Genomic DNA, 26722 nt, shown 5'->3' on the forward strand with positions numbered 1-26722 from the left:
GAGCGCGGCTGGCAATCTCGGAACGCCCCCAATGGAGAGATTCAGGCATGGACCGCAAGCTCGTATCCGCCGTCGCGGCTAGTCCCGTCATCAATGACGGCGACATGGAGCTGTTTCGCGCTCTGCCGACCGAGGCGCGGGAATCGGTCGGCCCGTTCGTGTTTCTGGATCACTATCGCCATCAGAGCCGCCGGGGCATTGGCGACAAGCCGCACCCCCATGCCGGGATCGAGGTGATCTCTTACCTGCTCGACGGCGGGGTGGAGCACCGCGACAGCCAGGGCTTTCGTGACACCCTGGGGCCCGGCGACGCCCAGTACATCCGCGCCGGGCGCGGAATGCTGCACGCCGAACAGCCGGCGGGCGGTCGCCATGGCTTGCAGCTCTGGACCAGCTTGCCGCCTGACAGGAAGCTGGTTGAGCCGACCTATGCGTCGTTCCGGGCGGCGGACATTCCCCACGTCCAACTCGACGGGGCGATCATCGATGTCGTGGCCGGTGACGTCGCCGGCGCGGTCGGGCCGATGATCCTGGAGAGCCGCACCACCTTTGCCGTCGCCCACATCGACGCCGGGGCGACGATCCGGTTCGAGGTTGCCGATGCGCCGGAACTGGCCGCCTATGTCCTGCAGGGCGCGCTGGATGCGGACGGAACCCGGCTGCCCAAGGGTGCCCTGGCCGTGTTCTCCGACGGCGAGGCCGTCGTCCTGACGACGCCTGAGGACGCCGGCCCGACGCTCGTGGCCATCGTCGGCGGTGAGCCGGCGCAACAGCCGCTCTATTTTTCCGGCCCCTTCGTCATGGACAGTCCCGAACGCCTGGCCCAAGCCGAGCGCGACTTTGTGTCGGGCAAAATGGGGTGCCTGGACGGGGTGCCTTTCTAGGTCCTCAGGGCCTGGTCGGTTGACTTCCCGGCCCGTCCGGCCCACATCCGGCGCCGCTCCCCGACCACCCGTCCGTAGTCCCGCCCATGACCTACATCGTCACTGACGCCTGCGTCCGCTGCAAGTTCATGGACTGTGTCGAGGTTTGTCCGGTCGATTGCTTCTATGAGGGTGAGAACTTCCTGGTCATCAGCCCGGACGAGTGTATCGACTGCGGTGTCTGTGAACCGGAGTGTCCGGTTGATGCCATCAAGCCCGACACAGAGGACGAGCCTGACGGCAAATGGCTCCAGGTCAACGCCACCTATGCCAAGGAATGGCCGAACATAACGGTCAAGGGCACGCCGCCCGCCGACGCCGAACAGTTCGAGCGTGAGACTGGCAAGTTCGAGAAATATTTCTCGGATAAGCCCGGTCAGGGAAGCTGAGGTCCTGACGCCCCGGATTCAGGGGTGAAGGTGACGTTTTGAATTTGCGACAATTTGTGCTATGGTCGGCTCACAGGTGGGGCGACTGCGCGGATTTCGCGGGGTCGCCTTCCTTTTTGAAGACGCCGTTCCTGATGGACGGCCAGATCAGAGGTCGGGTGTCTCTTCTCAGTTTTTGAGAACGGTTTGAAACGGCGGCTCCCACCGCCGTAGCCGGGGGTCCTTCGGGGCGCCGGGATGGTCTTCCTCGCAGCGAAAGGTGCGCGCGAATGAGCAAGAACGGTCTGGATTTCAAGGTTGGCGACAGTGTCGTCTATCCCGCGCACGGCGTCGGCAAGGTCGCCGCTGTGGAGACCCAGGAAGTCGCCGGCATGGCGCTTGAGGTCTATGTCATCACCTTCGACCATGAAAAAATGACCCTGCGCGTCCCGACCAAGAAGGCCGTCTCGGCCGGCCTGCGTTCGTTGGCCGGTGAAACGGTCGTGACCAAGGCGCTGACGACCCTGAAGGGTCGTGCGCGCATCAAGCGCACCATGTGGTCGCGTCGGGCCCAGGAGTACGAAGCCAAGATCAACTCAGGCGACCTGATCTCGATCGCTGAAGTGGTCCGTGACCTGCACCGGGCTGATAACCAGCCGGAACAGTCCTATTCGGAGCGCCAGCTCTATGAATCGGCCCTGGACCGCATGGCGCGCGAAGTTGCCGCCATCGAGCGCATCGACCGCGAGGCCGCCGTGGCTCTGCTGAACAAGTCGCTGATCAAGCCTGCCGCCGCCGCCGCCTGATCCGGCCCCTCAGCCAGATATAGAAAAACCCCCAACCGCGAGGTGGGGGGTTTTTTTGTTGCCATAACGGCGGGGCTGAATCAGCCCCGCTTGCTCATCGGCACATAGTCGCGCTCGGTCGGGCCGGTGTAGAGCTGACGTGGGCGACCGATCTTCTGGGAGGGGTCTTCCATCATTTCCTGCCACTGGCTGATCCAGCCGACTGTGCGCGCGAGGGCGAACAGGACGGTGAACATCGTGGTCGGGAAGCCCATCGCCGACAGGGTGATGCCCGAATAGAAGTCGACGTTCGGGAACAGCTTGCGCTCGATGAAATACTCGTCGTTGAGCGCGACCTTCTCGAGCTCCTTGGCGACCTGGAACAGCGGATCGTTCTCGCGACCGGTGGCGGCCAGCACCTCGTGGGCGCTTTCCTGCATGACCTTGGCGCGCGGATCGTAGTTCTTGTAGACCCGATGACCGAAGCCCATGAGCTTGTAACGCTTGTCCTTCACACCGGCGATGAACTCGGGGATCTTGTCCGGGGTGCCGATCTCTTTCAGCATATTCAGCGCCTCTTCGTTGGCCCCGCCGTGCGACGGGCCCCAGAGGCAGGCGATGCCTGCGGCGATACAGGCGAACGGATTGGCCCCGGACGAACCGGCCAGGCGCACCGTCGAGGTCGAGGCGTTCTGTTCGTGGTCGGCGTGCAGGATGAAGATGCGGTCCATGGCCTTGGCCAGGACCGGGTTGACCACATAGTCCTCAGCCGGGACCGCAAAACACATCCGCAGGAAGTTCTCGGCGTAGTTCAACTCGTTGCGCGGCGAGATGAAGGGCTGGCCCATGTGATATTTGTAGGCGCGTGCCGCGATGGTCGGCATCTTGGCGATCAGGCGGATCGCGGAGATGTTGCGCTGCACCGGATCATGGATGTCCAGGCTGTCGTGATAGAAGGCCGACAGGGCCCCGACGGCTCCGACCATGATGGCCATGGGGTGGGCGTCGCGGCGGAAACCCTCGAAGAAGCGGTCAAACTGCTGATGCAGCATGGTGTGCATCGTGATCGAGCGTTCGAACTCTTCGTACTGGGCGGCTGTCGGCAGTTCGCCACGCAGAAGCAGGTGGCAGACCTCGACGTAGTTGGACTTGGAGGCCAGCTGGTCGATCGGGTAGCCGCGATGCAGCAGGATGCCCTTGTCGCCGTCGATAAAGGTGAGGCCCGACTCGCAGGCGGCTGTCGAGGTGAAGCCCGGGTCGAAGGTGAAGGTGTCGGTATCGCTGTACAGCTTGCGAATGTCGAAGACGTCTGGCCCGAGGGTGCCCTTCAGGACGGGAAATTCGACGGTCTTGTCCGCAATGTTCAGCGTGGCTTTTTCGGTCATATCGGTATCCCATGGCGCCGGGGGAGCGGCGCGGTCGAGGTGTCTTATACCCTGTCAGGCTTGCGGGGAAAGAACGTCCGCCATTCGGCCCAGACTTTCGGCCTTGCCGAGCGCCGCGAGGGTCTTGGCAATATCCGGTGAGGCGACCCCGCCGGTGAGGGCGGCGCGAAGCGGCGGGCCAATCTTGCCCATGCCGACCTCTTCAGCTTCGGCGAAGCCCTTGAGGGAGTCGTCGAGGAAGGCAGCATCCCAGGTTTCAAGGCCCGCGAGGCGGTCTGCCAGCCGCGCCAAGCGGGCACGGGCCTCATCGGTCAACTGGGCGGCGGGTTTCTCAGCAATGGCGAGGGGGCGGTTCAGCAGGGCGAAGGCCAGCTGGTCTGCCAGGGCGATCAGGGTGTCAGCCCGATCCTTGACCATGGGAATGGCCCGGATCAGGCGCGGCAGATCGGCGTCAGCAACGACATCACCTCGACCGGCGCGCACCTGCTGAACCAGAGCGGCCAGTCGCTCGTCATCGGCCTGTCGGATCCACCATCCGTTGACGTGGTTCAGCTTGTCAAAGTCCAGCCGGGCAGGGGCGCGGCCGATGTGCTCCAGATCGAACCAGCTTTCGGCCTGGGCGTCGGAGAACAGTTCATCGTCGCCATGGGACCAGCCGAGCCGGGCCAGATAGTTGCGCATGGCCTCGGGCAGGTAGCCCTGATCGGCGTACTCGGCGACCGAAGTGGCCCCGTGGCGCTTGGACAGCTTCTTGCCGTCCGGGCCGTGGATCAGCGGGACGTGGGCGAAGACCGGGCGCTCCCAGTCCATGGCATCGTAGATCAGGGCCTGACGGGGCGTATTGTTCAGATGGTCGTCGCCGCGAATGACGTGGCTGATGCCCATGTCGTGGTCGTCGACGACGACGGCCAGGTTGTAGGTCGGCTCACCCGAGGAACGTAGCAGAACCAGGTCGTCGAGATCTTTCGACGGGAAGGACACCTCACCTTGCACGGCATCGACGACGACGACGGGCTGGTCGTCGGGGGTGCGGAAACGGATGACGTGGGGCTGGCTGGGGTCGCCGTCGGTACGATCACGCCAGGTCGAACGCAGGGCGCGGCCTTCGGCGCGGGCAACCTCACGGGCGGCTTCTGTTTCTTCGGGCGTCATCCAGCAGCGGAAGGCGGCCCCGCGCTGGACCAACTCATCGACCACCTCCCGGTGCCGGTCGGCGCGCTGGGCCTGATAGACAGGCTCTTCGTCCGAGGCGAGCCCGAGCCAGGCGAAGCCCTGGAACAGGATGTCGACGTTCTCTTGTGTGGAACGCTCGCGGTCGGTGTCCTCAACCCGGATCAGGAACTTGCCACCGTGGCGGCGCGCGTAAAGGTGGTTGAACAGAGCGGTTCGCGCGGTTCCTATGTGCATGGAACCGGTCGGCGAAGGGGCGATGCGGGTGACGACGGGGCGTGACATATCGCGGGGGGTTATAGCGCCGGATGAGGCGCGGCCTAGCCCTGCCGTGCGTGAATGGCTTTTCGAACAGCTTGCGGCTCAGGCGCAGCGGTGGCGGTTGTGGGCTCCGGTGGCGATGGGGCTGGGGTGCGCAGCCTATTTTGCGTTGAAGAGCGAGCCGTCGATCTGGCCCTTGCTGATCGGCTTTCTGGTCAGCCTTGGCTGCGCGGTGATGGCCTGGAGCCGGGGAACGTGGCGGATCATTCCCTTCACCCTGATAGCCTTTGCGGCGTTCGGATTGTTGATGGCCAAGGCGAGATCCGATGCGGTGGCCGCGCCGATTGCGACCGCGTCGGAAGGGCCGATCGGCATTGAGGGCTGGGTCGTGGATGTGGCCTCTCCGGGATCGCGGGGCGCGCGGGTTGTTCTGGCTCCGACCTGGATCGAGGGCGTGGCGGCGGACCAAATTCCGCACCGGCTGACGGTGTCGCTGAGGGGGGAAGCCGTGCGGCCCGGAACCCAGGTTGCGCTGCGCGGTATCGCCAATCCGCCCCCCGGTCCAGCTAGCCCAGGGGCCTTTGATTTTGGACGCAACGCCTGGTTCCAGTCGGTCGGGGGATCAGTGCTGGCGATCACAGAGCCGCGGCCCCTCGTGCTGGCACCGCCGCCCTGGCGACTGCGCCTGAAGATGGCGATCAACGCCATGCGGTTTGACCTGGGGCAGCGGATTGTGGCGCGGCTGGGACCCGAGACGGGCGGGATTGCTACGGCCATGGTGACCGGCCATGAGGCGTGGATTGATCCGGCCGACGAACAGGCCATGCGGGATTCGGGGCTGGCCCACATCCTGTCGATCTCGGGCCTGCACATGGCGATTGTGGGCGGGTTTGTTTTCTTTGCGGTCCGGCTGGGCGTCGCGGCCTGGCCGTGGTTGGTGCTGAGGGTGCCGGGCAAGAAGGTGGCGGCCTGGGCCGGGATTACGGCGGTGGCGGTCTATCTGGTGGTGTCCGGTGCGCCGCCGCCGGCGGAGCGGGCGGCGATTGTGGCCTGGGTGGCGTTCGCCGCCATCCTGTTCGACCGGCGGGCCATCAGCATGAACGCCCTGGCCCTGGCGGCGCTGATCGTCTTGCTCCGGCGGCCGGAGTCGGTGGTTCAGCCGGGCTTTCAGATGTCGTTTGCGGCGACGGCGGCCCTGGTCGCGCTGGCTGAGGTCTGGCCGACGCGGATCAAGGAGGTCGACGTGCCCTGGCCGATCGGCGCGGCCCAACGCCTGGGAAGCTGGGTCTTTGCGGCCCTCGCTGCGTCGTTTGTGGCCGGGCTGGCGACGGGCCCGTTCGCCATGCAGCATTTCAACCGGTCCGCCGTGTTCGGCCTGTTCGCCAATCTGGCCGTGGCCCCCATTTCATCGTTCGTGATGATGCCGTCCCTGGCGGTCGGAGCCTTGATGGAGGCCATGGGTTGGGGAGGGCCGGTGCTGTGGCTGGCCGGTGAATCCATCGGCTGGATGATGGCGATCGGACGGTTCACGGCGAGCTTGCCGGGGGCGGTGGCGACGATCCCGAGTGCCCCGGCCATCGCCTTGCCCATCGCCTTTGTCGGCCTGTTGTTCATGTGCCTCTGGAGGGGCCGGTTGCGGTGGCTGGGGCTACCTTTCGCCTGTGCCGTCCTGCTGTGGCCGCGGGCGGCGCCGCCGGATGTCTGGATCAGCGGAGAGGGGACAAATATGGCGGTGCGCGTGGACCGGTCCGCCGAACTGGTCCGGCCGCGCGTCGGGCTGTTCGGGGCGGATATCTGGTCGCGACGGCGGGGGCTGGTGCTGGTGACCGAGGGGGCTGAACGCGCGTGCCGCCGATCCTGGTGCGGCATGGATGTGGGGGACGACCGATGGGCGGTGTGGTTCGGACGGCGAGCCCCCACCGCCGATCAGGTGGCCGATCTGTGCGCCGGTGCAACGGGGGTGGCCGTGCGAGCCGTCGTGGGGGCGCTGCCGCGCGACTGTGCCGACGTTTTGGTGCTCGACGGGACCGATTTTGAGCGCGGCGGATCGGTGGAGCTATGGCGCGAGGATGGCGGCTGGCGAGGTGTGTGGGCGCAGGATGTCAGGGGGGATCGTCCCTGGAGCCGAAACTGATTTTTCCACGTCGAAACACAGGGCAACGGGTGCAACTGGTGCAGATTCGCGGGCCAGAGCGCGGTAGTGCACCGTGAATCGGGTGCACTAAGTGCAAAAGGTGCACTAAATTTTTGGCGGGTTATTCCTGCGATGTCACTCGATTGCCGTTGGCCAGACGGAAAACCCCACCGGGATCGTCTGGCTCTGCGTCTTCAACGCGTCATCCTCTGACTTGATCAGAGGATCGGGCGGCGCGTTGAGAGGTTTCTCCGGCGACGCTGAGCGGCGGGGCGTCTGGTCCGAGGGTCAAGCCCGAGGACGACGCGCGGCGGGGTGTCCGGGCATGATGCGCAGGGACCACTGTCACACGATATCAAAGACCGTCGGGGAGGATAATCGTCGGGCCGCGTGTGGGGACTTGGCGCGGGAGAAAGACCTGAGGATTGGCGCGCGGCAAGGATTTGTGAGCCGCTGAGGGCACCGCAATACGGGCGCTTCCGCCCAGCCGTGTGTGCGGCGATGAACACCCCTCCACCCTCCTTCGCCCTTCGGGCGACGGACGGTCCCCCTTGCCATGAGATGGGGAGGAGACGCGGAAAGCGGCGTCAGTGATAGCGGCGGATGAGGCCGACCAGCTTGCCCTGAACGTCGATCTGTTCGGGGGAATAGATGCGGGTTTCGTAGGCGGCGTTGGCGGGCTCGAGCGCGATGGAGGCACCCTTCTTGCGGAAGCGTTTGAGGGTGGCTTCCTCGCCTTCGACCAGGGCCACGACGATTTCACCCGACGAGGCGGTGTCGCCGCGCTTGATGACCACGAAGTCGCCGTTGTGGATGCCGGCCTCGATCATCGAATCGCCCTCGATCTCGAGCATGTAGTGGTCGCCCGAACCGAGCATGGCCTCCGGGATGGAGAAACGGTCGCGCTCATGCTCGATGGCCGAAATCGGTGACCCGGCGGCGATCTTGCCCAGCAGCGGCAGTTCGCGAACCTCGGACGAGCCGAGATCGGCGGGACGTCCACCCTCGACCACCTGGGGCCGGAAGGGGCCGCGCGGTCGACCGGCGGCGGCGGTTTCGGGTAGCTTCACCACCTCCAGAGCGCGCGCGCGGTGCGGGAGACGGCGGATGAAGCCGCGCTCTTCCAGGGCGGTGATCAGCCGGTGGATGCCGGACTTGGACGCCAGATCCAGCGCCTCCTTCATTTCATCGAAGGAGGGGGAGACGCCCGTTTCCTGAATCCGTTCGTGGATGAACATCAGGAGTTCGTGCTGCTTCTTGGTGAGCATGGGAGGCCTCGGACCCGAATCTGTTGATCTGTGGACAATACCGGAACAAACCGCAAACGTCCATGCTCTGTTCGTGAGGTGTTCCGGTTAAGGAGGGGTTAGCGGGTCTGATTTCACAGATGCACAGGCCTCGCCATCATCCCGGCTGGAGCCCGTCAGGGCGGAGAACCGGGATCCAAGCGCGTTGGCACCGTCTGCGTTCAGGCCCCGGATCGGCCTGCGGAGCCGTCCCTCTCCCCACGGGAGAGGGGTTCAGGAAAGTAGGGTCGCCGTCGCCGCTTCAACGTCCGCCTGACGCATCAGGCTCTCGCCGACGAGGATGGCGCGGGCACCCGCCGTCTGGACGCGGGCGACGTTGGCGGGGGTGAAAATCCCGCTTTCGGCGACCATGAGCGCGTCGGGCGGTGCGAGGTCTGCGAGGCGTTCGGTCGTGGCGAGATCGACCTCGAAGGTGCGCAAGGAGCGGTTGTTGATGCCGATGAGGTCGCCGCCGAGCCGCGCGGCGCGGGCCATTTCGGCCTCGTCGTGTGTCTCGATCAGAGCATCCATGCCAAAGCGGCGGGCCTCATGCAGGAGCTCGGCGGCGAGCGCGTCGTCGACCATGTCCATGATGATGAGGATACAGTCGGCCCCCAGAGCCCGGCTTTCGGCCACCTGCCAGGGATCGACGAGGAAATCCTTCCTCAGACAGGGCAGGGAAACGGCGCTGCGCGCCTCGACCAGATAGGCGTCGGCCCCCTGGAAGCTCGGCGTGTCGGTGAGGACGGACAGGCAGGCCGCGCCGCCGCGCTCATACGCCTTGGCAAGCGCGGGCGGGTTGAAGTCGGCGCGGATCAGGCCCTTGGAGGGGCTGGCCTTCTTGATCTCAGCGATCAGGGCGGGACGGCCCGTCGTGGTCCAGGTCAGATCCAGCATCTGGCGGAAACTGCGGACCGGCGGGGCTTCCAGCGCCTGACGGTCGAGGTCGGACAGCGAGATGGCGGACTTGCGGGCGGCGACCTCTTGCCGCTTGTAGGCGGCGATGCGTTCGAGGATATCGCTCATGCCTCCGGCTCCGGGTCCGGGGTGTTGGAGGCGCGGATCAGGTCGGACAGGGCACGGGCGGCGCGACCATCATCGATGACGGCAGCGGCCAGCGTGGCACCTTCGGCGAGGTCAGCGGCCCGGCCGGCGACGATCAGGGCGGCCCCGGCGTTCAACAGCACGATGTCGCGATAGGCTCCTGGTTCCGCATCCAACAGGGCGGAGAGGGCGCGGGCGTTCTCTTCGGGATCGCCGCCGCGAATATCATTGAGGGTGGCGCGCGGCAGGCCCGCATCTTCGGGCCGGATGGTCAGTCTATTGAGCGCCCCGTCGCGCCATTCGGCCACCTCAGACTCGCCGGTCGTGGTCAGTTCGTCCAAGCCCTGTCCGTGGACGACCCAGGCGTGGACAGCGCCCAGCCGTCCCAGCGCCTCGGCCAACGGCTCGATCAGGCGCGGATCATAGACGCCCATCAGCTGACGCCGCGCGCGCGCCGGATTGGACAGGGGGCCGATCAGGTTGAAGACGGTGCGAAAGCCCAGCTCGGCCCGGATCGGCGTGACATGGCGCATGGCCGGGTGGTGGGCCGGGGCAAACAGAAAGGCGATGCCGGCTTCGTCCAGCGAGCGGCGCTGCTGACCGGGCGTGGCGGCCAGATTGACGCCCAGCGCCGACAGGACGTCGGAGGTCCCGGATTTGGAGCTGAGGGCGCGGTTGCCGTGCTTGGCCACCTTGACGCCGGCCCCGGCCAGGACGAGGGCGGCGGCGGTCGAGATGTTGTAGGTGTGCTGGCCGTCCCCGCCGGTGCCGCAGGTGTCGACGACATCATAGGGATGGTCGAGCGTGTGCGCGGCCTCGCGCATGGCCTCGGCAAAGGCGGAAATTTCCTCGACCGTCTCGCCACGCATCTTGAGCGCCGTCAGGGCCGCGGCCACCTGGGCCGGCGTGGGCTCACCGCGCAGACAGGCATCCAGAAAGGCGCGGGCCTGATCCCGGTTCAGGGTCTGGCCGTCGGCCAGGCGGGACAGGAGGGGCTTGAGCGTATCAGACACGGGCCGTCGTCCGGCGCTTGACCCCTGCCAGATCCAGGAAGTTAGCCAGCATGTCGTGGCCGTGTTCCGTGGCGATCGATTCGGGGTGGAACTGAACGCCATGGATGGGCCGCGTCTTGTGAGCCAGGCCCATGATCTCGCCGTCTTCGGTCCAGGCCGTGACCTCCAGCACATCGGGCAGGGTCTCACGTCGCACAGCCAGCGAATGGTAGCGGGTGGCTGTGAAGGGGCTGGGCAGACCCTTGAAGATCGAACGGCCCTCATGGTGGATGGGACTGGTCTTGCCGTGCATCAGCTGTTTGGCGCGGATGACGTCACCGCCGAAGGCCTGGCCCATGGCCTGATGCCCCAGGCAAACACCAAAGATCGGCAGATCGTCAGGAGCAGCATCGAGCAGACCCAGACAGATGCCCGCCTCATTGGGAGAACAGGGCCCAGGCGACAGCAGGATGGCTTCGGGGTGGAGTGCCAAGGCCTCGGCGGCAGTCAGGTCGTCATTGCGGATGACATGCGTGGGTGCGCCCAACTCCGCGAGGTAGTGGACGAGGTTGTAGGTGAAGCTGTCGTAGTTATCGACGACGAGGATCATTCCGCGCTTCTAGGCGGGGATGCGCGCGGCGTCGAGGCGGCAAGACTTGGTTAACCATAAACAGGCCTGATCCGGGCATGAGTTCGATAGATCAAGCGCGCGATCTTCTGAAAGAGCCCAAGCCGGGGGCCAATCCCTGGATGGCGCTGTTGGCTGCGGCCCTCTGCGCGATGTCGACGACCCTGTTCGCCGGGGCGATGATCTTCGGTCAGCTGACCTAGCTGGCGGCGAACTCGGACAGGGCATCCAGCAGGGCACGGTTCTCGTCGTCGGTCCCCACCGTCATACGCAGGCAGTCGGTCAGTCCGTAGCCCCCAACCGGACGCACGATGATGCCGCGCGAATGCAGGAAGGCGTCGGCCGCCTGGGCATTGCGCTTGGCGTCGGGGAAACGGACCAGCAGGAAGTTGCCGGCAGACGGAAAGACCTCGAACCCAAAGCCCTTGATCGCCTGGGCCAGGCGTGGGCGCCATTGCAGGACCAGGGCGCGCGACTTTTCGACATGTTCGTCGTCGAACAGGGCGGCCAGGGCGGCTTCCTGGCCGGGGATGTTGTTGTTGAACGGCAGCCGCACGCGATCGACCGCCTCGGCCACCGGCAACGGGCAATAGCCCCAGCCGACCCTGAGCGCCGCCAGGCCGTGGATCTTGGAAAAGGTGCGGGTGACGATGATGTTGGTGGCCGTGCGCGCCAGGTCGATGGTGCTCTGCCAGTCGGGCTCGACGACAAACTCGGCATAGGCCTCATCGATCACCAGCAGGACGCTGTCGGACAGGGCTCCGTGGAGGCGGCGAATTTCCTCAGCCGTGTTCCAGCTGCCGGTCGGATTGGCCGGGTTGGAGACATAGACCAGACGTGTGCGCTCATCGACCAGCTCTAACAGGGCGTCGACGTCGCATTTCAGGTTCGGCTCGGGGGCCAAGCGGACTTCGGCCTGATTGGCCTTGGCGGAAATGCGGTAGGCCAGAAAGCCGTACTGACCGGTGACGATATTGTCGCCCGGCGTCAGATAGACCTGGTTGAGCAGGGTGAAGACCTCATCCGAGCCGTTGCCGAAGACCAGGCGTTCGGGCTCGATGGCGTGCTTCTCAGCCACCGCCTGACGCAGGCGCGAGGCGCGCCCTTCAGGGTAAAGGTTCAGATAGTCGATGGCCCCCAGATAGGCCTCGCGGGCCTTCTCGCCGGCCCCGAGTGGGTTCTCGTTGGACGATAGCTTGATCGGCTCGGCCACGCCGTCGATCTTGGACTTGCCCCCGACATAGGGGGCGATGTCGAGAATACCGGACTTGGGCGCAGGGGTCTTGGTCATGTCCGGGTCTTTAGCCGACGCGGGGCAGGACGCAAACTGACGCCTCCGTTATCGCGCTATCGCGGCACGACCGGCACACAGCCGATGACGCCGGCAAGCCGGCCCGGAGCCTGAAGCAGGCGGGCGTCTTCGCGTTGCACATAGCCGTCGATCTGAAACAGGCCCAACCCGCCGATGGACAGGGCATGGCGTCCAGTCAGGCCGAGGTTCGATAGTGCCGCTTCGACGTCGGACGGCTTGCCCGGCGCATCGGTGATCCACCAGGTCCGGTCCTGGCCGGAGGGCTCGGACCATTGCCGGGCGACGACGAACAGGCCGGGCTTGCGCCCATCGCTGTAGAGGTCATCGTCGATCACCGACAGCGTCGGCTCGGCCAGCAGTCGCGCCCACCAAGGATCGCGCGGATCCATGGCTACGACGGCACGAGCCCCGGCCCGGGCGGACGCCAGGGCGGCGCGGGCGTCGGCAACCTGGGCGGTTCTGGCCCGATAGCCGAACCGGCCTCGTGAAAAGGCCTCGGTCCCCGGTCCGAAGGCCGACACCATGACCGGTCGGGCCGCCGATTCCAGCTCACGCGTGACGGCTGCGATGAGGCCGGGTGGCAAATCAGGGTTGGCGTCTGCGGCTTCACGGATCAGGCGAGCCGAGGTGTCCGGCGACAAGGGCATCGGCCCCAGGTCCGTCAAGGCATCGCGCAGACGCGCTATGAGGGGGGCGAGGTCAGCCGCGTCCATGCCTAGAACAGCCGCGGTGCCGGGCCCAGGCTGACCGGACCGATAACCGTGCGACCATTGGTGAAGTTCAGCGTCAGGTTCGTCTCGCCCCGGAAGCCGGAGGTGAGCTGAGCTCCGAGTGTGACGGCGGCAGCCGCCCGAGGGTCAACGCCCGGCGCGCGCGCCAGACCGGCCAGCGGGGCGGTGCCGCCCTTGAGGTGGGCCTCGAGGCTGCCTTGCAGGCGACCATTGGCATCGGTCGTCAGGCTGGAAGACTGGCCCCGGGCGAAATCGTCACCCGCGGTGGCTTCCAGGCGGACCTCGGTGAGGGCACCCCCTCCCTGGGACCAGGTGGACAGGGCTTGCCGCCAGGTTGGGCCTGACAGCGTCTGGGTATTGGTCAGCACGGCCTCTGCCGACAGGTTGAAGACGCGGTTTTCGGACATCTCGGCCAGGACGCCACCTGTGCGCGGCGTGGCCCCGGTCAGGTCAAACAGCAGGCCCGCCTGGTTCTCGGCCCCCTCACGCGGGATCAGGTTCACGACCAGCCGTTCGGCCTGGGCAATCGGGAACGGCTGGGAGCCTTCGGTGGGGGCGAAGCGCGGTTGATTGAATTCAACCACGATACGGGGCGGGCGGTTCAGGAGGTCGGACGCCGAGGCCCGCAGAGCCTGACCCTCCACAGTGACCCAGCCCTTGGAGCCGCGTGCCAGATCCAGCGTGCCCGGAACCACAAAGACCCAGTGGTTGAGCTGGTAGGCGTTGGCCTCCGCCTCGAGGCGGGCGGTCCGTAGACCGTGGCCTGACGGCCCGGTAATCGTCAGCTCGTCCAGGGCGAGGTGAAAGCGGAAGGGCCAACCGGCGATCTCGGGCTCGGCGTGCTCGATGGTCCAGCCGGCGGCCTCCAGGCGGGTTTCGGTCGCCAAGAGTTGAGTCCGAATCTGGTTGGAGAGGAACCACCAATAGCCGCTCCACCCGCCGATCACGAGGAGGATGAGAACAAAGAGGGCGGGGATGCCGCAACCGGAACGTCTGGCCATGATGGTCTTTTAGCGATTGCGGTCGGTTACCTCAAAGCAAAACCCCCGGGAGTTGCCTCCCGGGGGTTCGCTTTGGTCATTGGCTCTAGGCCAAGGCTTTGATCGTATCGCCCGCGCTTAGCGGTTGATGTTGATCGTGGCCCGGCGGTTGAGCGGCTCGCGGACACCGTCGGCGGTGGCGCGGGCCAGGTCGGTTTCACCACGACCTTCGGTCGTGATGGCCCCACCGGTCACACCCTGAGCGACCAGGGCATCACGAACGGTGGCGGCACGACGCTGCGACAGGCGCACATTGTAGGCGGCCGAACCGGAGGTATCGGCATGGCCCACGACGTGGACGCGGGTGGCGCCACCGGCCCGGGCGTGAGCCGCGGCCTGGCGGACGATTTCCTGCGCCTGCGGGGTCAGGTCATAGCGATCCCAGTCGAACAGGACGGTGAAGTCACGCGCGTTCCACACCGGAGGCGGCGGCGGAGGTGGCGGCGGGGGAGGCGGAGGCGGCGGGGGAGGCGGCGGCGGCGGTGGCGGCGGAGCCGCGATCGCGCCGAACGAGTGACGATAGCCGATCGTGATCGAGTGGTCAGTGTAGTCGCCGTCAACCGAGCCGAAGGCGCCAGCGACAAGGCTCAGGTCACCGACGTTGAAATAGCGGTAGGTGATGTCGATGTTGCCGCGCGGACCGGTCGCCATCGCCAGACCCGCCAGCAACTGCCAGGCGAGACCTGAGTCGTCCAGAGGCCCCCCGCTATTGGACAGCTCGACTTTCCCCCAGCCGACACCAGCCCCCACGAACGGACGAGCGCGCCCGGAGCCGAAATCGAACAAGGCGTTGGCCATCAGGCTGGTCGCTTCGACATCAGACTCCAGGCTCGGCGGCCCGCCCTGATACGAGTCAACGCTGCTCCAGCGGCGCCCCACTTCCGCTTCCAGCCGAAAGTTCGGATTCAGGCGGGCGCCGAACCGCCCGAACGCCACCAGCCCGCCGCTCAGCTCAAAATCAGACGGTGTACAGGCCCCCCCGACGACGCAGGTATCGGCGTCGAAACTCGGCCAGTGGTAGCCGATGTCGCCGGCGATATAGGGTCCATTGGGATCGGCCAGGGCGGGGGCACCCACGACCATGGCAAGACCGGCCACGCCGGTCAGAAGCAGCTTTTTCATCATCACTCCCCTCGCCGGACAACCCGACGATCCTGATGACGAACGACGATATGCCGATTGGTGCGCTTGGCAAGGTCGCCCGGCCGGCCTGTCAGATTTCGACCAGAACCTGTGGCATCAAAGCAAAACCCCCGGGAGTTGCCTCCCGGGGGTTCGCTTTAGGCTTTGGCTCTAGGCCAACGCTTTGATCGTATCGACCGGGATTAGCGGTTGATGTTGATCGTGGCGCGGCGGTTGAGCGGCTCGCGCACACCGTCAGCGGTGGCGCGGGCCAGGTCGGTTTCACCCCGGCCTTCGGTGGTGATGGCTCCACCGGTCACACCCTGAGCGACCAGGGCATCACGAACGGTGGCGGCACGACGCTGCGACAGGCGCACGTTGTAGGCGGCCGAACCGGAGGTATCGGCGTGGCCCACGACATGGACGCGGGTGGCCCCGCCGGCCCGGGCATGCGCCGCGGCCTGACGAACGATTTCCGTCGCCTGCGGGGTCAGGTCGTAGCGATCCCAGTCGAACAGCACCGTGAACTCACGCGCGTTCCACACCGGCGGAGGCGGCGGAGGCGGAGGCGGCGGCGGAGGCGGAGGCGGCGGCGGAGGCGGCGGCGGCGGCGGCGGAGCCGCAATCGCGCCGAACGAATGACGATAGCCGATGGTCACCGAATGATCGACGAAATCGCCGGTGATGGTCCCCGTCGGTGTGCCGTCACCGATCTCCAATTCGCTGACGTTGAAGTAGCGATAGGTGAAGTCGAGGTGGCCGCGCGGACCCGTCCGCATGGCCAGGCCGGCCAGCACCTGCCAGGCGAGGCCGGAATCGTCATACTCGCCGATGGGCGTGTCAAACTTGACGCTGCCCCAACCGACACCGGCCCCGACGAACGGACGGGCGCGGCCCGAACCGAAATCAAACAGGGCGTTCGCCATCAGTGAGGTAGCACTGCCATCAACATCAGCCGGAACTGCGATGCCGGCAACGCTGTCGATAGATGTGTCGCGATACCCGAGTTCAGCTTCCAGGCGGAAGCTCGGATTGACCCGAGTGCCGAAGCGGCCAAAGGCGGCAAAGCCGTCGCCCAGCTCAACATCGACATCATTACAGATGAGGGCGATGACGCCGGTACAGACAATAGTCTCCATGTCGCCGGGCCAGTGATAGCCGATGTCGCCGGCGATATAGGGGCCGTTGGGCTCGGCCATGGCCGGAGCGCCTGCGACCATGGCAAGACCGGCCACGCCGGTCAGCAGGATCTTCTTCATTTTTTCTCCCCTCGCCGAACCACTCGGCGACCTGAAAACAATCGACGATATTCCAGTTTGAAGAACGAGGAAATCTATTTCGCGCAGATGTTGAAATGTCCGTCGGCACAGGTCTGGGGTCGTCCCCATGGGCGTGCCTCGGCCGCCGACTGTGGAACAGTCGACGGCCTTGGCTGGGAAGGCGAGGGTTGACGTCTAGCCGCGGCGGCCGTTGCGGTTGTTGTTGTCGCGACGCTCTTCACGGATCTGGGCGCTCAAACGGTCGAAGCGACGAGCGAGGTCCTGGCGCTCCCAGGCACTCAGGCCACCCCGACGGTAGCGGGCCTCGAGATTGGCGATCTGGCGGAACTCGGCGCGCAGACGGGTGGCTTCGCGGCGTGAGAGCTGGCCGTTGCGGATGCCGACCATGATCCGGCGCTCGAGGTTCGCCTGACGCGCATTGATGGACTGCCAGGCGGGCGTGGCCGGTTGGTGGCGCTGGGCCGTGGCCTGGCCGCGGTCGTCATTGTGCCGGGCCTGAGCCTGGGCGGCCATGGGAGCCGAAAGGGCGGCCAGGGCGATCAAGGCGGTGACGGCGGAGGTCTTGAGGGATTTCATCGGTCTGTCCTTTTCCATTGAGCACCATCAGCGGCGCTTTCACAGGATTGAACGGTGTCCCTCGGTGTTTCCGTCGCGCCAGTTCATTAAAATGATGAAATAAAACAAATGAATAGAATGACAGAAACGGCGCGACCCTTTCGGGACGCGCCGCGCTGTTCAAGGGGTCTGAACGGGTGAAAAACGGGAAGACGCCCTCGCGATGGACCCGTCTAGTGGTGACGCGAGCCACCCCGGCCACCGCCGCCGCCGCCCCGACGATTGTCGTTGTCACGACGTTCGTAGCGGATCATGGCGCTCAGACGGTCGAACCGGCGGTTCAGGTCGTCGCGCTCCCAGCGGCTCAAGCCGCCGCGGCTGTAGCGATGTTCCAGATTGATAAGCTGGCGGAACTCCGAGCGCAGGCGACCAGCCTCACGGCGCGACAGCTGGCCGTTGCGGACGCCCTGGTCGATGCGACGATCCAGGCGCTCAAAACGGCGATCAATCCGATCCCAGCCGCGATCCCAGTTCTGCTCGTAGCGGTCACCACCGCGATCATGGCCACCGCCACGATGCTGGGCAGCAGCCGGAACGGCAGCGGCCAGGGCGGTGACGGCGACCAGGGGGAGAATGGCTTTCTTGTACATGTCAGGTTCCTCTTTGGTTGTTCCCCTGCGTTGAGGAGGACAATGCCGCCGTGACCCTGAGCCCGATCTGAACGGCGCGTTTCAGGTCGGGTTCACCTTACTGAACGCGCTGAAAGGCTTGCCAAGTTGCCGCAAGACGGTTCTGGCTAGTGAGGATGACTCGCCACACGAAACCCGCGATCCGCCCAGCCAGGCCCTGGTTCTCCTCAGGTCCGACCGCCAAGCCGCCGGGATGGCGAATTGGCGATCTTCGCGACGACCTGATGGGCCGCAATATCCGGGCGGGTGAGGTGCTCGCCCGGTTTCGACATGCACATGATCTGACACGGGCGGTGCTCGAAATTCCGTCGGATCATGCGCTTTGTTTCCTCCCGGCATCGGACACGGGGGCCGTCGAGGCGGCGCTCTGGAACCTGCTGGGCGCGCGGCCGGTGCAGGTTCTGGCTTATGAGAATTTCGGCAAACTCTGGGCCTCGGATGTGCGCGACCATCTCGGCCTTGATCCCGAAATTCTTGAAGCCCCCTATGGTCAACTCCCTGATCTGAAAGGCGTTCGGCCTGATGCCGATCTGGTGTTTGCCTGGAATGGGACGACGTCGGGTGTGTGTGTGCCCAATGCGGACTTCATCTCGACGGCTCGAACCGGGCTGACGATCTGCGACGCGACCTCGGCGGCCTTCTGCACGCCGCTGGCCTGGGACAGGCTGGATGTCGCGACCTTTTCGTTTCAGAAGGCTCTGGGCGGTGACGCCGGGATCGGGGCGCTGGTGCTGTCGCCGCGCGCGATTGAGCGACTGGATCAATTTACGCCTGAGCGCGCGATTCCGAAGGTCTTGCGCCTGCGCGGGCCCGACGGCTTTGACCGCGCCCTGGCCACGGGCGCGCCGATCAATACCTATTCCCTCCTGACACTTGAGGACTGGATTGCCGCCCTGGAGTGGGCGCACCGCATCGGCGGCCTTTCCACGCTGATCGACCGCACACAATTCAACTATCAGGCCCTCGCCGGATGGGTCGAGGCGACGCCGTGGGTTCGGTTCCTGGCCGAAGACTGCGTCTGTCGATCGCCGACCTCGGTGTGTCTCAGCTTCGTCGATGCCGATGCCGCCGATCGCGCGTTCGTATCCCGTTTCTGCAAGTTGCTGGCGGACGAGGGCGTCGCCTTCGACATTGAGGCGCACCGGGCGGCCCCCCCCGGTCTGAGGGTCTGGTGTGGGGCCACCGTTGAGACGGCGGATGTCGTGGCCTTGGTGCCATGGTTGGACTGGGCGTGGGCCGAACTTTTGCCCTAGGGCTTGTCCGGCGGCGATTTGGGTAGGACAAGGGGCGATAGCCAGTGGGGGACCCGGAATATGCGTGCCATCGCTTTAGGACTATCGACGGTCGTTGCGACCGTCAGCATCGCAGGGTCGGCCCTGGCCGGTGAGCTGATCGCCGGTGTCTATGCTCACGACGTGACCTTCCTCGGCGAGGCGGTTGGTCTGGGGGCCGCCGGCAAGGAGGGCGGGGCCAATATCCATCTCGGCTGGCGTTCGGACCGTATCGATGGCTTTCCATCGTGGCTAAGTGGTCCACGCGCCCACATCTTTGTTTCGGGGAACACCGAAGGCGACACCTCCTATATCGCCGCCGGTCTGACCTGGCATATTCCGATCACAGACGATCAACGCTGGTACGTCCAGCCGGGCATGGGCCTGGCGGTGCATGACGGCTACGATATTTTCCCGGACTGGCGCGAGCCCGGGATTTCGCCGGAAGAGTATGACCGCCGTATCGCACTGCGGTCCGAGCGGATCGAGTTCGGTTCCCAGATCCTGTTCGAGCCGGAAATCGCCCTCGGCTACCGGTTTAACGATCAGACAGCGGTGGAGCTCAGCTACGTCCATTTGTCGAACGGCCAGATATTCCATCAAGGCAAGAACGAGGGCCTGGACGAAGTCGGCATCCGGTTCGTGCGCCGCTTCGGCGGATAAGACCGCGACATAGCCCGCCATCCCCGCTAGAACCGCCCCGCATTTCAGCGGAGCTTGAGTCTTGGCGAACGTCGCAGTGGTCGGCGCCCAGTGGGGTGACGAAGGCAAGGGAAAGATTGTCGACTGGCTGTCCAACCGGGCAGACGTCGTCGTCCGCTTTCAGGGCGGGCACAACGCCGGACACACCCTGGTCGTCGACGGCAGGGTCTACAAACTGGCCCTGCTGCCCTCCGGTGTTGTCCAGGGCAAGCCGTCGATCATCGGCAATGGAGTGGTCGTTGATCCGTGGCACCTGGTCGGTGAGATCGAGAAGATCGAGGCGCAAGGGGTATCCATCACGCCGGATCTGCTGACGATTGCCGACAATGCCTGTCTGATTCTGCCGATCCATCCCGAACTGGATGTGGCCCGCGAGGCGGCGGCCAGCGGACGCGGGGCCCGGATCGGGACGACCGGGCGCGGAATCGGCCCGGCCTATGAAGACAAGGTCGGGCGGCGAGCAATCCGCGTCTGTGATCTGGCCAGCGAGGCTGACCTGAAGACCAAGATCGAGCGGCTGAGATCGCATCACGATCCGTTGCGGGCCGGGCTGGGACTGGCACCGATCGACCCGGACGCCCTATTGGCACAGCTTCTGGAGATTGCCCCGAAGGTTCTACCGTTCGTGAAACCGGCCTGGCGGGTGCTCGATCAGGCGCAGCGCGCCGGCAAGCGCATTCTGTTCGAGGGGGCCCAGGGGGCCTTCCTCGACGTGGATCACGGGACCTACCCCTATGTCACGTCGTCGAACACCGTGGCGGGTCAGGCGGCGGCAGGGTCTGGACTGGGGCCGCGCGGGGTCGGCTATGTGCTGGGGATCGTGAAGGCCTACACCACCCGCGTCGGGGAAGGACCATTCGCCTGTGAACTGACAGACGCGGTCGGAGAGCATCTGGCGACCGTTGGCCGTGAGGTCGGGGTCAATACCGGACGGGCGCGGCGCTGCGGCTGGTTTGATGCGGTGCTGGTCCGCCAATCCGTAGCGATCAACGGAATCGACGGCATCGCCCTGACCAAGCTGGACGTGCTCGATGGATTGGAGACGCTCAAGATCTGTGTCGGATACCGGATCGGCGGGGAGATCTTCGACTATCTGCCGTCCAGCCTGAACGATCAGGCGGCGGCGGAGCCGGTCTTCGAGGAGCTGGAAGGCTGGACGGAATCGACGGGTTCGGTGCGTTCGTTCAAGGACTTGAACGCCAATGCGGTCAAATATGTCCGACGCATCGAGGAGCTGATCGGCGCGCCGGTGGCGCTGCTGTCCACCAGCCCGGAGCGGGACGACACCATCCTGATGCGCGATCCGTTCCTGGGCTAGAAAGGCTCAGCGGCTATCATCCTCGCCGTCAGGGTCCGGTGGCTGAGTGATCGACGGGGGATCGCTGGCGGGGAAGCTGTCGTCCAGCTCCTGATCCAGCGCCTGATCCAGTTTCCGATCTCGCGCGATATCCTCTGGCGTCTTTGGCGTGGTCATGGCGTTGCAACTTTGCGTGGCGTCAAGGCGATCTTTACCGCCCAGGCCTAGTCTAGACACGCTTTCGGTGTGTGTGGAGTAATCGCGTGCTTGGTGATGATCTGAAAATGCTTGCGCGGCTCGAACCCGTGGTTCGCCGGGTTATGATCGTCGACGCCCAGGTGGCGACGGCGCGTCTGCTGACGGATTTGATGAAGGGCCTGGGCGCGCGCGAGATCATCATCGAGGCGGACGAGAAGGAGGCGTTGGCGGCGGTTCGCGACTTCGAGCCGACCCTGATGTTTGTTGAACGGTCGGGGCCCCGGTTTGACGGAGAAACACTCGTCAGCAAGCTCCGGCGTTCGCGTATGGACGCCCGCCGTATCCCGGTGATCATGATTACGGCCGAAGCGACAGCGACCACGATCAAGGGGGCACGCGACGTCGGGGTCCACGAGTTCATGGTCAAGCCGTTCACGACCGGTGATCTGGTGCGGCGTATTATCAACGTCGCAACCAAGCCGCGCCCCTGGGTGGAGGCGGTCGGCTATGTCGGGCCGGATCGCCGGCGGTTCAACTCGGGGGAATACAAAGGGCCGCGCAAGCGTCAGAGCGAAGCCGAGGCCGCCGTGGACCCGATTGCCGCCGAAATGGATCAGGCCGGCAAGATCATCGTCTCGGCCCTTGATCAGTTTTCCCACGACCCGGCCCAGGCCAGGCGGGCGTTGATTGCCCAGGCCGAGACGCTCAAACGACTGGCAACAACCAGCGGCCGCCCGGCGCTTGGACCGGCTGCAATCGCGCTTGCCGCCGCGGCGGGGATTGAGACGTCACAGGTCGAGGACCTTCGCCCGCCGGCGGTGGCCTTGGTGGCCCTGTTGAATCAGGGCGCAGGCGTCACAAAGGTCGCTTAGGCGTCGACCAGCTGGCGGTCGACCGCAGCAGCCTGCATCGCCTTTTGCAGCTTCTCGAAGGCGCGCACCTCGATCTGGCGAACGCGCTCACGGCTGACGCCGTACTGGCCGGCCAGTTCTTCCAGGGTGAGCGGATCGTCGATCAGACGGCGCTGGGTCAGGATGTGGCGCTCGCGCTCGTTCAACTCCTGCATGGCTTCCTGCAGCAGGTCCATGCGCAAGGAATGCTCCTCGCTTTCGGCCAGGGCGGTTTCCTGGCTGACGGCGTCGTCATCGGCCAGCCAGTCTTGCCACTCGCTTTCGCCGTCCGCACGCATCGGTGCGTTCAGCGAGGCGTCGCCGCCGCCGGACATCCGGCGGTTCATCGAAACGACTTCTTCCTCGGCCACGCCCAGCTTGGTGGCGATCTGTTCGAGGTGTTCGGGGTGCAGATCGCCTTCCTCGAAGGCCGAGATTTGGCTCTTGGCCTTGCGCAGGTTGAAGAACAGCTTCTTCTGGGCGGCGGTGGTGCCCATCTTCACCAGCGACCATGAGCGCAGGATGTACTCCTGGATGGACGCGCGAATCCACCACATGGCGTAGGTCGCCAGGCGGAAGCCCTTGTCCGGGTCGAATTTCTTCACGGCCTGCATCAGGCCGACGTTCCCTTCGGAGATCACTTCACCGATCGGCAGACCATAGCCGCGATACCCCATCGCGATCTTGGCCACGAGGCGCAGGTGGCTGGTGACCAGCTTGTGCGCGGCTTCCGGATCCTGGTGTTCACTCCAACGCTTGGCGAGCATGAACTCCTCGTCCTTGCTCAGCATCGGGAATTTTCTGATTTCACTCAGATAACGCGACAGTCCCTGTTCAGGCGACATCACCGCGAGCGTATTGGCAGCCATTAAAGACCCCTCTCTTTTCCGTCCCAAGAGCGAGCTCGGCGGCCTGACCACGATAGGTGCATCAGACACGGGCCCCTCTAACGGGGAACATGGGGATTGGTTGCGCGGGTTGTTAGGTGCCGGTGACGATTTTTCGTGCTCGGCCGGGCCCGTCAGAATCGTACCCCGCGAGCCGTATACTCCACAGTGAGTTTCAAATCAAGACTAACTGGCCGTCAGGTCTGGCGAGTTGGGTCGACGGCGGGAGTTGAGATACCTTTGTGCGGTTAGGGGAGAGGGATATGGAAAACCGTTGGATCGTAGGGTTGGCGCTGGCCCTGGGGCTATCGATGGGGGCCGTACCGGCTGCGGCCAATGATACCGTGGCCTCCATGCAGGCTGGCGGGCTCAGGTTTGAACAGACCGCCGGGATCTCGATGCTGTCGGAAGACCTGTATCTCTCCTCGGGTGAGGTGCGGGTGACCTATCGTTTCCTCAACGATACGGACGAGGGCATCAGCACGCTCGTCGCCTTTCCGATGCCGGACGTAGAGCCCGGGTGGATTTCTGACGCGGGCGGCGACCTGGCCCATCCCGAGCGCATGCTGCCGTTCCTGACCTGGGCGGACGGGCAGCCGGTCTATATGGAGGTCGAACAGCGGGCGGTCGTCGGCGAGCGCGATGTCTCAGCTCTGCTGGAAGCCCACGGCGTACCGCTCAATCCCTACGGCGAAGCCGCGCAACTGGCGCTTGAAGAGCTGAGCGAAGCCGCGCTGGCGGAGTTGGAAGCTGCCGGTGCGATCGACCGAGGGCCGAATGGCGACGATTGGGGCTGGCCGCGCTGGACCCTCAAGACGACCCATTACTGGACCCAGTATTTCCCACCGGGCGAAGAGGTCGAGATCCGGCACATCTATGTCCCGGCGGTCGGGGGAACGTCCACCTCGCTGATCGGCGTGGACGCCGACTGGGGTGAGGTCACGAGCGAGTATCGCGAACGCCACTGTGTCGATGACGCCTTCGAACAGGCCGCGCGGCGGGGGCGTGAACGGGGGCTGCACTATACGGAAACCTGGCTGGACTATGTGCTGACCACCGGGGCCAACTGGGCCGGGCCGATCCGCGAGTTTCGGATGGTGGTGGACAAGGGGTCTGAGAACAACCTGGTGTCCTTCTGCGGCACCGGCGTGCGCCGCATCAGCCCGACGCAGTTCGAGGTGCGGTACGAAAACTATACGCCGGACCGGGACATGAATGTGCTGATCCTGAACGGGTTTGAGATGGACTAGGCGGATATTTCCTCGTCGTCGCAACTCGACTATAGAGGGCAGATTAAAGAAATCGTTCTTAAGGTGTAGGTGTGGCGGGCAAACGGTACTCTGCGACCAACGCGAATCTCCGAGATCACGCATTGGTGCCAGCCATGCGCTGGCTGGTGGCTGCCGCACTGACTCAATCCACGCTCACCTATGGTCAGATGAAGCGATTGCTGGAGGACGAGGCCGGCTTCTCGACCATCTTCCCCACGCGGATCGGTTTCGTTGCGGGGCTGCTGATGGAGCGGCTTCAGGCGGTGGAGCCCAAGGCACCGCTTCTAAATGTGCTGGTAGTGAACGGGGCTGACGGGCTCCCCAGCCGGGGTGCCGGGTTTTTCATGGCAAAGCGTTTCGAAGTTCCGAAGTTGGCCCAGTTCGACTGCAAGAAGCGATACCCGGTGCTGTGGCGCGAGAATTTTGAAAGAGCGGCGCAGGAAGTCTACGCCTATTCGCAGAAGGACTGGGATCGGCTCTATCGGCAAGCCTTCAAGGCAAAGCTCGATCCTGATGTGATTGAGACTGCGCATGACGAGAAGGCCAAAGGCAAAGAGCATGACTTCGGCACAGGTCCCCACAAATACGGGAAAGGCGGGGAGGGCGAGCACCACCGGCTGCTGAGGTTGTGGGTCAAGGAAAACCCCGGCGAAGTGCGAGCCGCCTATCGGACGGCGCGGACTGACACTGAGCTGCCTCTCGATTCTGGTGATCGCGTTGACGTCGCCTACTTCCTGAGAGACCGAACCATCCTGCTCGAAGTCAAATCCAGAGTCTCTTGTGAGGCGGACATTCTTCGAGGTGTGTATCAATGCGTAAAATACCGCGCCGTGAAGGCCGCAATGGATGCACGGCACGAACCGCTTATCGAGGTCTATCTGGTGACAGAAGACAAGATTTCCACTGACATTCGGGGCCACCTCAAACGTCTCGGGATCAAGCATTTCCAAGCACCGAGGCGTCGCTAGTGAGTTGTCGCCGAGCAGACCATGTGAGACGCGGTTGTCAGACCGGAAGGCCAGGCGACGGGGAGTGGACACTGACGGAACTTCTGCAAACCTATCAGGCGGATTTCGCAAGGGACCGCGAGGCGGGGCACAGGTGGTGGTCGTCGGCACCGGATCGCCGGGAAGCGTTGACCCGGGCCTTCTATGACTGGGAGGAAGACAGTGGTGAGTCGCCAAGGCGGGTTCTGAATAGCCATCAACGCCGTCTCGGATACCTCGCGATCAGTCAGGCGGAAGCAGCGGTCCAGCGACACCTTGATGTGCTGGCCGATTCCGGCTCGTTCGAAGAGCTCTTACGGTCGATAGAATATGTACTCCGTATGGAGGGGTTGTATTCCGACGCAACGCTGTTGGCATACGACGTGGCAGAGCGCTTCGGGCGGTACATTGGCCAGGAACCAGACAGTGTCTATCTGCACGCCGGGACGCGAGAGGGAGCCAAGGTCCTCGGAATCGAAGGACCCTCGCCTGTGCCACGCGAGCGGTTTGGCCCAGTGATCGGTCGTCTGTCTGCCTCGGAGATCGAAAACTTTCTGTGCATCTGCAAGCATCAGCTGAGGCGAGCGATGCTATTGGAAAACTAGGCCGGCCACAGCCAGGCGGCGCCGCGAACGCCGGAGGAATCGCCGTGGTCGGCGCGGACGACGCGGGTGGTGACGACGTCGGAGAAGACGTGGGGGCGCAGGGCGTCAAAGGCGCCGTCGACGATCTCGGGGGCGTTGGACAGGCCACCGGCGATGACGATGACCTCCGGGTCGATCAGATTGACGACCATGGCTAGACCGCGCCCCAAACGGTCACGATGACGGGCGAGGGTGGCCTCGGCGGCGGGATCGCCTGAGCGGGCGGCGGCGATGATGTCGTGGGCGGTGAGGGTCTGGCCGGTGACGGCGGCGTGGTCGCGGGCGAGGCCCGAGCCTGAGATCCACGTCTCCAGACAGTTGCGGCGACCGCACCAACAGAGGGTGTCTTCGTCGGGCGTGGGGTTCGGCAGGGGGATATGCCCCCATTCCCCGGCCACGCCGTTGCAGCCCTCGATCAGCCGCCCGTCGAGAACCAGGCCGCCGCCGCAGCCGGTGCCCAGAATGACGCCGAAGACAGACCGGGCACCGGCACCGGCACCGTCCGTCGCCTCGGACAGCGCCATACAGTTGGCGTCATTGGCCAGCCGGACGGGGCGGTTCAAATGACGTTCAAGGTCGCCCTGTAGCGACCGTCCGTTCAACCAGATGGAGTTGGCGTTGCGGACAAGCCCCGTGGCGGGCGAAGGCGAGCCGGGAATGCCGACCCCGACACGGTCAAACCGGTGTCCCGTTTCAGCCTCGGACGCCTCAACCAGTTGGACGACTGTGTCGAGCATGGCGTCATAGTCGCCGGGATTGGCCACCCGCCGCCGGTCAATGAATAGACCGTCCGCATCGAGCACCGCCGCCTCAATCTTGGTCCCGCCCAGGTCGATGCTGATGCGAACGCCGTGGGTCACGGGGCGCGGCC

27 protein-coding genes are annotated in these 26722 nt (G+C 65.1%); 11 read left to right on the forward strand and 16 right to left on the reverse strand.

The genetic code is table 11. The features are described from left to right. Positions 1-47 precede the first annotated feature (47 nt). From G391_RS0106875 to G391_RS0106885, 3 genes are all read left to right on the forward strand, one after another. Positions 48-884: a pirin family protein gene (locus G391_RS0106875; protein ID WP_029086862.1), complete on the forward strand. Its 837-nt coding sequence runs from the start codon at positions 48-50 to the stop codon at positions 882-884. A gap of 86 nt (positions 885-970) precedes the next feature. Continuing rightward, complete coding sequence (gene fdxA, locus G391_RS0106880; RefSeq protein WP_029086863.1) at positions 971-1312, forward strand: ferredoxin FdxA; 342 nt, start codon at positions 971-973, stop codon at positions 1310-1312. 269 nt (positions 1313-1581) lie between these two features. Then, positions 1582-2097: a CarD family transcriptional regulator gene (locus G391_RS0106885; RefSeq protein ID WP_029086864.1), complete on the forward strand. Its 516-nt coding sequence runs from the start codon at positions 1582-1584 to the stop codon at positions 2095-2097. Between the two features lie 80 nt (positions 2098-2177). On the opposite strand, the gene gltA is transcribed toward G391_RS0106885, so the two are convergent. Beyond that, the gene (gene gltA, locus G391_RS0106890; RefSeq protein WP_029086865.1) at positions 2178-3461 is read right to left on the reverse strand and encodes a citrate synthase; all 1284 of its coding nucleotides are present in this window, start codon (positions 3459-3461) and stop codon (positions 2178-2180) included. A 54-nt stretch (positions 3462-3515) separates the two neighbouring features. Next, entirely contained in the window at positions 3516-4916 is a 1401-nt protein-coding gene (gene gltX / locus G391_RS0106895; protein WP_029086866.1) for a glutamate--tRNA ligase, read from the reverse strand. A gap of 46 nt (positions 4917-4962) precedes the next feature. On the opposite strand from gltX, the gene G391_RS0106900 reads away from it, so the two are divergent. Next, positions 4963-7026, forward strand: coding sequence for a ComEC/Rec2 family competence protein (locus G391_RS0106900; RefSeq protein ID WP_029086867.1), 2064 nt, complete (start codon positions 4963-4965; stop codon positions 7024-7026). A gap of 587 nt (positions 7027-7613) precedes the next feature. Here the strand turns inward: G391_RS0106900 and lexA are convergent. From lexA to G391_RS0106920, 4 genes are all read right to left on the reverse strand, one after another. After that, a complete protein-coding gene (gene lexA / locus G391_RS0106905) occupies positions 7614-8294 on the reverse strand; it encodes a transcriptional repressor LexA (protein WP_029086868.1) in 681 nt (226 codons plus the stop codon). A gap of 252 nt (positions 8295-8546) precedes the next feature. Next, positions 8547-9338: an indole-3-glycerol phosphate synthase TrpC gene (gene trpC / locus G391_RS0106910; RefSeq protein WP_029086869.1), complete on the reverse strand. Its 792-nt coding sequence runs from the start codon at positions 9336-9338 to the stop codon at positions 8547-8549. Then, complete coding sequence (gene trpD, locus G391_RS0106915) at positions 9335-10369, reverse strand: anthranilate phosphoribosyltransferase (RefSeq protein WP_029086870.1); 1035 nt, start codon at positions 10367-10369, stop codon at positions 9335-9337. Before trpD ends, trpC begins: the two co-directional genes overlap by 4 nt. Further along, complete coding sequence (locus G391_RS0106920) at positions 10362-10958, reverse strand: anthranilate synthase component II (protein ID WP_029086871.1); 597 nt, start codon at positions 10956-10958, stop codon at positions 10362-10364. The genes trpD and G391_RS0106920 overlap by 8 nt, the downstream gene beginning before the upstream one ends. Before the next feature lie 77 nt (positions 10959-11035). Between G391_RS0106920 and G391_RS15580 the strand changes: the two genes are divergently transcribed. Beyond that, positions 11036-11179 carry a hypothetical protein gene (locus G391_RS15580; RefSeq protein WP_156893877.1) on the forward strand — a complete coding sequence of 48 codons (144 nt, stop codon included), beginning with the start codon at positions 11036-11038 and terminating at the stop codon, positions 11177-11179. Here the strand turns inward: G391_RS15580 and hisC are convergent. The 7 genes from hisC to G391_RS14165 all read right to left on the reverse strand — a co-directional run bounded on the left by hisC (position 11176) and on the right by G391_RS14165 (position 17666). Further along, positions 11176-12267 (reverse strand): histidinol-phosphate transaminase, encoded by a 1092-nt coding sequence (hisC, locus tag G391_RS0106930; protein ID WP_029086872.1) that lies wholly within the window; start codon positions 12265-12267, stop codon positions 11176-11178. The genes G391_RS15580 and hisC overlap by 4 nt on opposite strands. A 56-nt stretch (positions 12268-12323) precedes the next feature. Beyond that, the gene (locus tag G391_RS14155) at positions 12324-13001 is read right to left on the reverse strand and encodes a hypothetical protein (RefSeq protein ID WP_051257199.1); all 678 of its coding nucleotides are present in this window, start codon (positions 12999-13001) and stop codon (positions 12324-12326) included. A 2-nt stretch (positions 13002-13003) separates the two neighbouring features. After that, positions 13004-14020: a DUF2125 domain-containing protein gene (locus G391_RS14160; RefSeq protein WP_035303957.1), complete on the reverse strand. Its 1017-nt coding sequence runs from the start codon at positions 14018-14020 to the stop codon at positions 13004-13006. Positions 14021-14137: 117 nt separating this feature from the next. Next, positions 14138-15181 carry an OmpA family protein gene (locus G391_RS0106945; protein ID WP_029086873.1) on the reverse strand — a complete coding sequence of 348 codons (1044 nt, stop codon included), beginning with the start codon at positions 15179-15181 and terminating at the stop codon, positions 14138-14140. Between the two features lie 203 nt (positions 15182-15384). Further along, positions 15385-16440 carry an OmpA family protein gene (locus tag G391_RS0106950; protein ID WP_029086874.1) on the reverse strand — a complete coding sequence of 352 codons (1056 nt, stop codon included), beginning with the start codon at positions 16438-16440 and terminating at the stop codon, positions 15385-15387. A gap of 195 nt (positions 16441-16635) precedes the next feature. Continuing rightward, complete coding sequence (locus G391_RS0106955; protein ID WP_029086875.1) at positions 16636-17037, reverse strand: hypothetical protein; 402 nt, start codon at positions 17035-17037, stop codon at positions 16636-16638. A gap of 212 nt (positions 17038-17249) precedes the next feature. After that, positions 17250-17666, reverse strand: coding sequence for a hypothetical protein (locus G391_RS14165; RefSeq protein ID WP_051257201.1), 417 nt, complete (start codon positions 17664-17666; stop codon positions 17250-17252). 155 nt (positions 17667-17821) lie between these two features. On the opposite strand from G391_RS14165, the gene G391_RS0106965 reads away from it, so the two are divergent. The 3 genes from G391_RS0106965 to G391_RS0106975 all read left to right on the forward strand — a co-directional run bounded on the left by G391_RS0106965 (position 17822) and on the right by G391_RS0106975 (position 20996). After that, a complete protein-coding gene (locus G391_RS0106965) occupies positions 17822-18958 on the forward strand; it encodes a phosphoserine transaminase (protein WP_029086876.1) in 1137 nt (378 codons plus the stop codon). A 60-nt stretch (positions 18959-19018) separates the two neighbouring features. Further along, positions 19019-19639 carry an acyloxyacyl hydrolase gene (locus G391_RS0106970; RefSeq protein WP_035303960.1) on the forward strand — a complete coding sequence of 207 codons (621 nt, stop codon included), beginning with the start codon at positions 19019-19021 and terminating at the stop codon, positions 19637-19639. 61 nt (positions 19640-19700) lie between these two features. Continuing rightward, entirely contained in the window at positions 19701-20996 is a 1296-nt protein-coding gene (locus tag G391_RS0106975; protein WP_029086878.1) for an adenylosuccinate synthase, read from the forward strand. A 6-nt stretch (positions 20997-21002) separates the two neighbouring features. Here G391_RS0106975 and G391_RS15695 read toward each other — a convergent pair whose 3' ends face one another. Next, entirely contained in the window at positions 21003-21152 is a 150-nt protein-coding gene (locus G391_RS15695; protein WP_169719097.1) for a hypothetical protein, read from the reverse strand. A gap of 86 nt (positions 21153-21238) precedes the next feature. Between G391_RS15695 and G391_RS0106985 the strand changes: the two genes are divergently transcribed. After that, a complete protein-coding gene (locus tag G391_RS0106985; RefSeq protein WP_029086879.1) occupies positions 21239-22045 on the forward strand; it encodes a response regulator in 807 nt (268 codons plus the stop codon). Here the strand turns inward: G391_RS0106985 and rpoH are convergent. Then, positions 22042-22932, reverse strand: a complete 891-nt coding sequence (gene rpoH / locus G391_RS0106990) for an RNA polymerase sigma factor RpoH (protein WP_029086880.1) — start codon at positions 22930-22932, stop codon at positions 22042-22044. The genes G391_RS0106985 and rpoH overlap by 4 nt on opposite strands. Before the next feature lie 281 nt (positions 22933-23213). Between rpoH and G391_RS14170 the strand changes: the two genes are divergently transcribed. Together G391_RS14170 and G391_RS0107000 are read left to right on the forward strand one after the other, a co-directional pair. Next, on the forward strand, positions 23214-24200 hold the full coding sequence (locus tag G391_RS14170; RefSeq protein WP_051257202.1) for a DUF4424 family protein: 987 nt from the start codon (positions 23214-23216) through the stop codon (positions 24198-24200). 134 nt (positions 24201-24334) lie between these two features. After that, positions 24335-25189 carry a hypothetical protein gene (locus G391_RS0107000; protein WP_029086881.1) on the forward strand — a complete coding sequence of 285 codons (855 nt, stop codon included), beginning with the start codon at positions 24335-24337 and terminating at the stop codon, positions 25187-25189. 619 nt (positions 25190-25808) lie between these two features. Here the strand turns inward: G391_RS0107000 and G391_RS0107010 are convergent. Continuing rightward, a complete protein-coding gene (locus tag G391_RS0107010) occupies positions 25809-26711 on the reverse strand; it encodes an ROK family protein (protein ID WP_029086882.1) in 903 nt (300 codons plus the stop codon). Between the last annotated feature and the right edge of the window lie 11 nt (positions 26712-26722).

Source organism: Brevundimonas aveniformis DSM 17977, assembly GCF_000428765.1.
Taxonomy (GTDB): Bacteria; Pseudomonadota; Alphaproteobacteria; order Caulobacterales; family Caulobacteraceae; genus Brevundimonas; species Brevundimonas aveniformis.